Origin of the sequence: Segatella copri (assembly GCF_003465495.1) — a bacterium.
GTDB lineage: Bacteria > Bacteroidota > Bacteroidia > Bacteroidales > Bacteroidaceae > Prevotella > Prevotella copri_G.
Map to the genome: position 1 here is coordinate 1 of NZ_QSAV01000064.1, position 5313 is coordinate 5313.

Below are 5313 nucleotides of genomic sequence, written 5' to 3' on the forward strand. Positions count from 1 at the left end.
ACTGAGCATTATGACAAAATTGAAGAATTCAAAGATATTCCAAACCCCAAAATCAGCGACAAATACAAGTGTATTCTTTCAAGAGTGTATGTTTCTTCCGCAGAGAACGAATATGCAAAATATGTATGCACCAATGGACATCTCATTAAGGTTGCCGAATTGAGACAATATTGGAAAGGGAACATTTATCCAGAGCGAGACAGGGCTGTTTATGAAGAGCATTTTATTAAAGCTAATGTTTGGAAGAGAAACTTGAAACTAAATCAAATTAGCGATTTCTGGAAACCGGTCGTACCGTTTTGATTATATCCAATTGGAGTTGGTGGGGTCATATAAAAATAAAAGGAATTATGGGCAAATATCGCTTTCCATAATTCCTTTCTAATATTTTTTCTTTTTAATGAGTTGTAGATATTACCTTTTTCCCATTAATAATATATATGCGTCCGTTCTCTATGCTTGTTACCTTTTTTCCAGACAAATCATATATCTGTTCTTTCTTTTGTGGGCTTATTGTAATGTTATCGACTCCTGTTGTCGGGAAATCATCCGTTTAAGGGGTGAGTACGGTGCAACGAGTTAAGCGATTAAAAATACACAATCATAGCAATAAAACTATTAATTTTACGTTCTTTTCAAAGAAAGGTGTTGTGCAATAGTGGCTTGAAGGCTAAAAGCACTACCTTTGAATGCTATTAAATATGGTAATGTTCAAAATCACAATTTGTGATTTTAGAAAAATGAATATAAATATGACTGATAAAATAGAAAAAAGGAGAGCAGCGAACTGTGTATATCACATAGGTGCATCCATTAAGGACTTGGGCAAGAAGTGGTTTGGCTTCTCTAAGATGGAAATATTGATGCCTGATGAATTGGTTGAAAGAATCAACAGAGGATAATCTGTGATTACTTAGGTAGAGTGTTAAAAAGAATATAACCAACAAATAATTTTTGTTTATTTTCACAAACATATAAAGGTATGAAATTCAACAATCTATTCTTTATGGCTTTAGTTCTCGTTCTCATTTGTTCATGTAAGGATACAACTCTTTGTTATAAAATTCCTTTGGATAACAAAGAACTTGTGATATGTATTCCTGCATTTAGTGATTATGCATACCTTTATATAGATGCACATGAATCATGTGTCCCAACAGATAGTTTTGATTTTAAAATAAATAATAGAGGTGAAGCTACAGAAGTTTCCTTAATCTTAAATAAACACAAAGACGACACTATATATTATTCTGATAGATGGAATGATGTCACATTAGTTAATAAAAATGGAAAATATAAAAGAGTTTCATGGCATGATGACAGATTTTATACAAAAGATATAAGAACTAATAAAATCCAAATAAATCAGAATTATATAGAAATAGTGATTAAAGATTATGCAACTTTTGTTGTGTGTCAAACAGACAATGGATACAAAATTTTAGAGCCTATTCAAAAATAGGAAACAACAAAGAACTTACTTGTAAAGATTGGATAGTATATGAAAATATTGAATACTCGCATATTAAAGAAAAGCGTGATAACACTTAGTTTTTTGTGCTATCTTATAACCTGTGGGTTCGTACCATATTATTATGATGAAGCAACTAATCTTTGTTATGGTGATGGCTTTTTCGACTTGTTCTTTGGCTGGTTTTGTTTCGTATTTCCGGGAATATTTCCGAAAATATATTCTTTAGCATGGTTTTCAAACATAACATACATTGTTGCTATAAGGCATCTAATAAAGGGAAATAGAAAACACTTCGTATTGTGGATTTGCATCACCATAATATTGAGTAGCCTTTTGATTATTTGTCCAAGAACAGAAACTGACACTTGGGGGAATATACACCATTTTACGTTGACGATAGGTTATTATTTGAGAATTATAAGTTTCTTTGTATTATTAATTGGTGGGTTATATGTCCTGTTTGTACAAGATAGGAAAGGGGATAAAAGGCTGATGAATGATGGACGGATGAAAAGCAAGCAGCAAATATTCTTTCTAACGAAAGCGGATATAGTCAAGATGATGTCTATGGTTGAAATAAGAATTCCAATAGAATATACCCTGATGGGGGCATTTAAACAGGAGGCGATAAGAAGAGAAAACACCATATCAATTTTTTCTAAACTTGGTCATACAGGCTATGCCAATTGGATTTCTTTGGATAATAGATACATGGTGCTCCCCTTAAATAATGAGGTGAAGTATAGAATTGTGAAACAAAGAAATGGCTCTTTTCATTACATCGTAGATCTTGCATCTAATCCTACAGGTGTTGAGTTAAGTACTGGAGGAATATACGACAATGCAGAAAATGTTTTAATAGCAGGTCGTGTTGCAGTCTTTACTGATAGCTCAATCGAAGCCATGCAAATCTATAAAGAAATATTGAGAGCTATGAATAAATGTTTTACCAGGAAAAATAACATCTTTGTATCTCAAGAGGTGTTATCTTTAGTGGAAGATGGATGGCGATTAACATGTAATTATAATGCGCCTTGTGAAAATGATTTCAAATAATATATGTTGCAAATTTCAACTTTGCTATAAATAAACTTCGGAAGGAGAAATATGAATTCACTATGTTTATGTGTAAAAGAATAAAATTTTGGCTTTGCAAACTTCTCTATTCCCATAGAAAAAAGTCTTGTTGCATTTCCTTTTCATCAAAAGGTTTCAAGGTGATAACTCTCTATCGGATTTTTGAGGGATGCCAAGTAGAAGATAAACCAATTATCTTTCTTCCTGCTACAGCATCCGAGGAAGAATTGGCCAATGCGATATTTTTCTGTTTGGGTAAAAGTAGTATGGTCATACGAACTTCAATAAATTCCACATCCGCTTATCTGAAGTTTATTAAAGAACGTTCGTTGAAAAGTTACTATCAACAATCCGTGGCTTGCATAGTAAAGTTGAATGTTCAAACAGGCATAATTCATTTAGAACTTTGGCAACAAGCTGATAATGGTAGAGGAATGACTCCTTGTCATGAACAGAGCCTTATGGCATTTGATGTAAAAGACAATAGTCAACTTCTCGCCAAGTATGTCAAGGAAATCTTAAGTGAAAGATTAGCTTTGAAAAAGGATAAGGTAACTATGGAATAAATAATAAGAATTGTAGCATGAGAATAAACAAATAGACTCTGATAGTCTTGGCGATAAACATAGGTTTGCTGTGTTTTACAATATATGCATTTAGGCAGTACCAGCATCGGCAGGAAATTGTTAAATTCGCACATCCGATTACAGAGTATTTCCTATTGGAGGTAGATTGTCATAGTAGAATGTCTTCCAATATTAAAATAGCTTATGTTTCAACATTAGGTGGTAATACACCACAATATGTTCCAGCAACAGGATCCAAGCTAACTCTATTTCCCAAAACTGCCGTATATTCTTCAAGCTTATCAGCACACCTGCCTCCAGCGTAATGAGGCTGGCGAACGAGTGTCGCCCCGAATGGTAGGAACAGGTAAGTCCGTTCTCTTTTCCACAAGCACATCGAAAGCCTTTTGGATGGAAAGCAACAACTGCTCGATGTCCTTGTTGGTTTCCACGGCTTCCTTGCTCTTGTTCTCCTTTGGCTGCTTTAGAGCTTTATGTTAATAAAACTACAATCACAGCAATAAAACTATTAATTTTACGTTCTTTTCAAAAAAAGGTTGTGCAATAGTGGCTTAAAGGCTAAAAGCACTACCTTTGAATGCTGTTAAATATGGTAATGTTCAAAGTCACAATTTGTGATTTTGGAAAAATGAATATAAATATGACAGATAAAATCGAAAAAAGGAGAGCAGCGAACTGTGTATATCACGTAGGTGCATCCATTAAGGACTTAGGCAAAAAGTGTTTTGATTTCTCCAAGATGTCAACAAAATAGTTCAAAGAGCGAATCGCCCCACTTTGGGGCTATATTTAGGCTACAGGAGGCATTTTCACGTTGCATAAACAACTCGTTCGCCAACTGGTTGCCAGAATTAGTTAACGCCGAGGATTGCATAAAGGCTTTCCAAGGCATATGTTTAATTCAAATTTAATCCACTTTTTAAAGTGGAGTCATAGATAAAATCATATAGAATAAAGATGAAGGAATTAGTGGGTATTATATTATTGACAGTTTTGGTAGTATTTGGTTCATGCAACTCCAATACTAATGTGTCTCATGTGGGAACATCTCCGCAACTATTTGGTGTACGCCAAGTAAGCACAGGTAATCCTGGCTATAGAAATAGAGAGTTGTTCATAAACGAATTGGAAAACAAGTGTAAATATCCTATTGAGTTTCAAAAAAATAATTTGGAAGCATACGTTGCTGTTGAATACAAGACTGACCAACGAGGATATATTGTAAAAAAAAGAGTGGTTATTTGCGACAATAAAAAATTCAAAAAGACAACAATGGAAACATTCAATCAAGTTAAAACTCTCAAAATAGCCACAACAGAGAAAATAGATACAATCTACTTCCAATACAAGATACAAGGTTCACCAACTTTAATCCATTCAAAAGTAGATGTAAAGATTATCGGCTATGGCTACAATAATAAATCAATTTTAATGAAGTAACTCGATTATCATAATTCACTACTGTCCAATAAAAAAGGCAATTCAAATACACGTTCTTCTTCAAGTGGGAATGGTTTTGGTTCTTTTGGAAGTGGAAGCAATAGTAGTAGTCAGGATTTTAATAGATGATTGTTTATGAAGAAACTGTTAATAATTTACTTGATTATATCATTTCTAATGGTTTTTGTTTATGCTATCTTTGTGGTAAATGCGTATGTTAGTATAAAATACGAGGTAGAAACTATAGATAATGATGCTATCATAAATATGGTTTACCAGATATTCGATACTGGTATTACTATAAATTTTATTTGGTTTGCCATAAATACGATAATAATTTTGGGCTTGTATATAAAGCTTCGTCGTAAGTGAAAAATAATATGATTATGCAAAAGATTGCATAATGTTAAGTATTGAACTTGGAACAGAAATCCTAAAGCAAGGAACTAATTTAAAATTATCTGGAGCCGAAAGGATTACAGATATGATAATTGAAAAGAAACAAGAAGAAGTCAAAAACGATAGTACTATTTGCAAAAAGTAATAATTATGAACTATATTTGTCTTTGGGGAATATTAGCGTCTATAACAGGAATTGCAATAATGTTTTCTGTTATTAAGCACAAAAAGTCGGTAAGTGCCATAAAAAATGGCACTTACTTGATTTTTTCAATTTTGATGATATGCTTAGGAATAACAACCATCTTATTTAAAAGATATGATAGTATTTGTGCA

Annotated in this window: 7 protein-coding genes and 1 pseudogene; all 8 read left to right on the forward strand. The window is 32.9% G+C overall.

The annotated features are described in order from the left end of the window. A partial coding sequence (locus tag DWV53_RS15875) for a hypothetical protein (RefSeq protein ID WP_181992515.1) occupies positions 1–303 on the forward strand: 303 nt, incomplete at its 5' end. Between the two features lie 488 nt (positions 304–791). Next, positions 792–902, forward strand: a pseudogene (locus DWV53_RS14025) (ORF6N domain-containing protein); the annotation flags it as partial. Positions 903–982: 80 nt separating this feature from the next. Continuing rightward, complete coding sequence (locus DWV53_RS14030; RefSeq protein WP_147468808.1) at positions 983–1462, forward strand: hypothetical protein; 480 nt, start codon at positions 983–985, stop codon at positions 1460–1462. A gap of 39 nt (positions 1463–1501) precedes the next feature. Beyond that, complete coding sequence (locus DWV53_RS14035) at positions 1502–2530, forward strand: hypothetical protein (protein ID WP_118155115.1); 1029 nt, start codon at positions 1502–1504, stop codon at positions 2528–2530. Positions 2531–2691: 161 nt separating this feature from the next. Beyond that, positions 2692–3117 (forward strand): hypothetical protein, encoded by a 426-nt coding sequence (locus DWV53_RS14040; RefSeq protein WP_147468809.1) that lies wholly within the window; start codon positions 2692–2694, stop codon positions 3115–3117. A gap of 978 nt (positions 3118–4095) precedes the next feature. Then, complete coding sequence (locus tag DWV53_RS14050; protein ID WP_259319000.1) at positions 4096–4578, forward strand: energy transducer TonB; 483 nt, start codon at positions 4096–4098, stop codon at positions 4576–4578. 403 nt (positions 4579–4981) lie between these two features. Further along, positions 4982–5122, forward strand: coding sequence for a hypothetical protein (locus tag DWV53_RS15880; RefSeq protein ID WP_181976548.1), 141 nt, complete (start codon positions 4982–4984; stop codon positions 5120–5122). Between the two features lie 5 nt (positions 5123–5127). Then, positions 5128–5313, forward strand: a 186-nt coding sequence (locus DWV53_RS15995) for a hypothetical protein (protein ID WP_220432016.1), incomplete at its 3' end; no start/stop codon positions are given.

Excerpts from the sequence above, each read along its gene's own strand:
- DWV53_RS14030 (WP_147468808.1), top strand. The coding sequence starts at position 983 with ATGAAATTCAACAATCTATTCTTTATGGCTTTAGTTCTCGTTCTCATT.
- DWV53_RS14035 (WP_118155115.1), top strand. The coding sequence starts at position 1,502 with ATGAAAATATTGAATACTCGCATATTAAAGAAAAGCGTGATAACACTT.
- DWV53_RS14050 (WP_259319000.1), top strand. The coding sequence starts at position 4,096 with ATGAAGGAATTAGTGGGTATTATATTATTGACAGTTTTGGTAGTATTT.
- DWV53_RS15880 (WP_181976548.1), top strand. The coding sequence starts at position 4,982 with ATGTTAAGTATTGAACTTGGAACAGAAATCCTAAAGCAAGGAACTAAT.